General features: G+C 62.1%; 5 protein-coding genes. All 5 read right to left on the bottom strand.

Annotation, left to right across the window (positions count from 1 at the left end; all coding sequences use genetic code 11):
• The coding region (locus HX846_RS33925; protein ID WP_178967120.1) for a dicarboxylate/amino acid:cation symporter at positions 1 to 1,094 on the bottom strand (1,094 nt) is incomplete at its 3' end.
• A gap of 122 nt (positions 1,095 to 1,216) precedes the next feature.
• Positions 1,217 to 2,176 (bottom strand): threo-3-hydroxy-L-aspartate ammonia-lyase, encoded by a 960-nt coding sequence (locus tag HX846_RS33920; RefSeq protein ID WP_003212540.1) that lies wholly within the window; start codon positions 2,174 to 2,176, stop codon positions 1,217 to 1,219.
• A 105-nt stretch (positions 2,177 to 2,281) separates the two neighbouring features.
• The gene (locus HX846_RS33915) at positions 2,282 to 3,070 is read right to left on the bottom strand and encodes an ABC transporter ATP-binding protein (protein WP_023658820.1); all 789 of its coding nucleotides are present in this window, start codon (positions 3,068 to 3,070) and stop codon (positions 2,282 to 2,284) included.
• A gap of 11 nt (positions 3,071 to 3,081) precedes the next feature.
• On the bottom strand, positions 3,082 to 3,840 hold the full coding sequence (locus tag HX846_RS33910) for an ABC transporter permease (protein WP_177027867.1): 759 nt from the start codon (positions 3,838 to 3,840) through the stop codon (positions 3,082 to 3,084).
• 9 nt (positions 3,841 to 3,849) lie between these two features.
• On the bottom strand, positions 3,850 to 4,143 hold a 294-nt coding region (locus HX846_RS33905), incomplete at its 5' end, for an ABC transporter permease (RefSeq protein ID WP_178967119.1).

The following is a 4,143-nucleotide window of genomic DNA, read 5'->3' as shown; positions in this document are numbered from 1 at the left end:
AGGCCGACCATCGGCAGGCCCGCCGCGAGCACCACCAGTGAGCCGCGCGCCACGCCGGCGGTGCCTTTGCTGATGACGAGCAAGGTCAGTAGGATCATTACCTGATGGCCGAAGCTCATCTCGATGCCATAGGCCTGGGCGATGAACATCACGATAAACGCCTGGTACATCATCGAACCGTCGAGGTTGAACGAGTAACCCAGGGGCAGCACAAAACTGTTGATGCGCTTGGGCGAGCCGAAGCTGTCCAGGGCTGCGATGGTCTTGGGGTAGGCCGCCTCGCTGCTGGCGGTGGAGAACGCCAGCAAAACCGGGCTGCGCAGCAACTGCAACAGCTGTTTGAAACGGGCGCCCAGCGCCAGGTAACCCACGCCGCTGATCACCAGCCACAGCACCGCCAGGCCCAGGTAGAACTGCGCGATCAACTTGCCAAAGCTGACCACCATCCCCAGCCCGTACAGGCTGATGGTGGCGGCAATTGCGGCAAACACCGCCAGCGGCGCGATCACCATCACGTATTCGGTGATGCGGAACATCACCTGGGTCAGTTCTTCCAGCACGTGCAGGATCGGCGACCTGGCGCTGCCCTTGACGAACGCCAGCGCTGCGCCGAAGAACAACGAAAACACCACGATTTGCAGCACCTCATTGTTGCCCATGGCCTCGACGATGCTGCGGGGGAATACATGGGACAAAAAACCCGACAGGTTGAAGCTGGCGGTGTTCAAACCGCTGTTGCCGTTGGCCGCCACACTCAGGTTGAGCCCCGCGCCTGGCTGAAACAGATTGGCCAATGTCAAACCGATCAGCAGCGATACCACGGACGCAATCAAAAACCAGGTCATCGCCTTCAACCCGACACGGCCGATGGAACCGCTGTCGGCCATGCTCGCCACGCCACTGATCAACGTCGCCAGCACCAGCGGCGCGATGACCATCTTGATCAGGCGCAAAAACACGTCGGTGACCATGCTGAAGTAAGCCGCGATGGTCTTGGCGGTGTCGGTGTCCAGTTGGGCATGCAGCACGGCCCCCACCAGCACGCCAAGGATGATCGCAATCACAATGGCCCGGGCCAGGTAACGATTTTTCATAAGCACCTCTTGTTGTTAACGCTCAGGGAACACCCGGGCATTTTTTATAGGCGGCAGAAATTGCAGGCAGCAGGAAGCCATGTGGCAAGCACGCTCGCCACAGTATTTTCTTGTTAGAGGTTTTAGCCCTTTAGCAGGCTCGCGTACTTCTCGATATCGACGTTGCCACCGGTCACGATGATGCCCACGCGCTGGCCCCGGAACTGCTGCTTGAGGTTGCGCAAGGCCGCAAGGCCGAGGCAACCGGTGGGCTCCACGACCATCTTCATGCGTTGCATGAAGAACCTCATCGACTCCACTAACTCGGCGTCCGAGACCGTAAGGATGTCATTCACGTTCTCGCGGATGATCGGGAAGGTGTGATTGCCAAGGTGCTGCGTCTGGGCGCCGTCTGCGATGGTCGCGGGCGTGTCGATGTGCACGATGCTGCCGGTCTGGAAGGAGCGCTGGCCGTCATTCCCGGCTTCGGGCTCGACCCCGTACAGCAGGCAATCAGGTGACAAGGCACGGGTGGCCAATGCCGTACCGGAGAGCATGCCGCCACCGCCCAGGCCGACAAACAAGGCATCCAGTGGGCCGGTGAATTCCAGCAGCTCCTTGGCGGCAGTGCCCTGGCCGGCCAGCACGTCCGGGTGGTCGTATGAGGGGATCAACGTCATGCCGTGCTGCTCGGCCAGGGTGCGGCCGATCTGCTCGCGGTCTTCGGTGATACGGTCGTAGAACACCACGGTCGCGCCGTATTCCCGGGTGGCGGCGACCTTGGCAGCCGGGGCGTCGGTGGGCATTACGATGGTGGCCGGCATCTGCAACAGACGGGCGGCCAGTGCGATGCCTTGGGCGTGATTGCCCGAGGAAAACGCCACTACACCGGCCTTGCGCTGCGCCTCGTCAAACCGGGAAAGCGCATTGAACGCACCGCGAAACTTGAATGAACCGGTGCGTTGCAGGTTTTCGCATTTGATGAACACCTGGGCGCCGGTCTCGGCATCGAGGGTGCGCGAGGTGAACACCGGCGTGCGGTTGGCGAAGCCCTCCAGGCGTTCGGCGGCTTTGATCACGTCATGGTACGAAGACAGTTGCATGGAAAGGACCTCTGAAAATGAACCGGGCACGAGCGCATTGCATTTGCTGTCTGGATAAAATATCCATAACTATACAAAATGTAAAGCTCGGCATGCCCACTGTCTTCAGTGCCCGACCAGCTCTTCCAGCAACCGGTCCTTGTAGCCCTGCAAGACCGGCGAACTGCGCTCCCTCGGATGTGGCAAGTCCACCCGGATTTCATGCTTGATCCGCCCCGGGTGGGCGTCCATCACGATCACCCGGTCACCCAGGTACAGCGCCTCTTCGATGTCATGCGTGACCATGATCACCGTGCAGCGCTGTTGCACCCAGATCCGTTGCAGCTCCCGCTGCAGGTGCACACGGGTCAGGGCGTCGAGGGCGCCCAGTGGTTCATCGAGCAACAGTACCTTGGGTTTATTGATCAGTGCCCGGGCGATTGCAGCACGTTGCGCCATGCCGCCGGAGAGCTGGTGCGGGTAGGCGTTTTCAAAGCCGGTGAGGTTGACCAGAGCGATATGTTCGGCCACTTGCCGATCCTTTTCGGACTGGGGCAGGTTGTGGTTTTTCAGGGCCAGGGCGATGTTCTGGCTGACGGTCATCCACGGGAACAGGCGGTGATCCTGGAACACAATGCCGCGCTCCAGGCTGGTGGCGGCGATGCGCTGGCCGTCCAGCAGGATATCGCCTTCGTACTCGGCCTCCAGCCCGACAATCAGGCGCAGCAAGGTGGATTTGCCGCAGCCGCTGGCGCCGACGATGCTGACAAACTCCCCTGGCCGCACGTCGAGGTTGATGTTGTGCAACACCGGCAGCGGCTTGCCTTCGATCCGATAGGCCTTGTTCAGGCCGCGAATCTGCAGGGCGCCGGTCTGCACGGCGGTGTGGAGGGCGTGGTGGGCGATTGCGTTCATGTTCATGGCCTTCAACGAATATTGCGCCAGCGCAGCACGTGGCGGCTGAGGCGGGTAAACAGCAGGTTCATCAGGTAGCCCAGCAGGCCGATGCACAGCACGCTGAGCACGATCACTTCCATGCGCGAGCCAGCCTCGGCATTCATCATCAGGTTGCCCAGGCCGGCGCCGGAGGACAGGAACAGCTCACTGCCGATCGCCGTGACCCAGGCGAAGGCGAGGGCATGCAACACTCCGGTGGCGATGCTCGGCAACGCCGCCGGCAACAGCACGTGCACGAACTGCTGCACCGGGCTGAGCACCAGCACCTGGCCGACTTCACGATAACGCCGCTCCACATGGCTGAAGCCCTGGTAGGTGTTGAGCACCATCGGGTAGAACGCCGCGAGGCTGACGATCAGCACCTTGGAGAACTCGCCATTGCCGAACCACATGGCAATCAACGGGATCCAGCCCAGCATCGGCACCTGGCGAATCGAATGGAACAGCGGGCCGATCAAACGGTTGGCCACACTCGACAGCGCCATCAGCACCCCCAGCACCACGCCGAACAGGATGCCCAGGGCCAGGCCGCCACTGGTGCGGGCCAGGCTGGCCAGCAGGTTGACCAGCAACTCGCCGTTACCGAGCATTTCCAGCAACGCCGAGCCGATCGCCGACAGCGGCACAAAGGCGTAGGCGCCGGCCGCGTCCTGGCGCGAGGCGTATTCCCAGGCGAGGATCAACAGCAGCGGCAGCAACAGGCCGCGGGATTTTTTCAAGAGGGTCATGCCGGGCTCCTAGCGGGTCTGCCAGCGAAACAGCCGCTGTTCCAGTGAACGAAAGCCAAAGTCGAGGGCAAAACCAATCAGCCCGGTGACCACCACACCCACCATCACCACGTCGATGCGCAGCATCTGCCGGGCCATCTCGATCATCTGCCCCAGGCCGCTGTCGGCCGCCAGCAGTTCGGTGGCCACCAGCACCACCCAGGCGCGGGTCAGGCTGATACGAAAACCGGTGATGATCGGCGGCGCGGCAGCGGGCAGGGCGATGCGCCAGACGAAGGTCGGCCAGCGCAGGCGGTACACGTC

The sequence above is a fragment of the Pseudomonas sp. K5002 genome, assembly GCF_013386655.1.
In the GTDB taxonomy this organism is placed as follows: domain Bacteria; phylum Pseudomonadota; class Gammaproteobacteria; order Pseudomonadales; family Pseudomonadaceae; genus Aquipseudomonas.
The sequence above is the reverse complement of the archived record's forward strand: the minus strand, read 5'-3'. Positions and strand labels throughout refer to the sequence as shown.

Coding starts and splice junctions, on each gene's coding strand:
- HX846_RS33910 (WP_177027867.1), bottom strand. CDS start 3,840: ATGACCCTCTTGAAAAAATCCCGCGGCCTGTTGCTGCCGCTGCTGTTG.
- HX846_RS33920 (WP_003212540.1), bottom strand. CDS start 2,176: ATGCAACTGTCTTCGTACCATGACGTGATCAAAGCCGCCGAACGCCTG.
- HX846_RS33915 (WP_023658820.1), bottom strand. CDS start 3,070: ATGAACGCAATCGCCCACCACGCCCTCCACACCGCCGTGCAGACCGGC.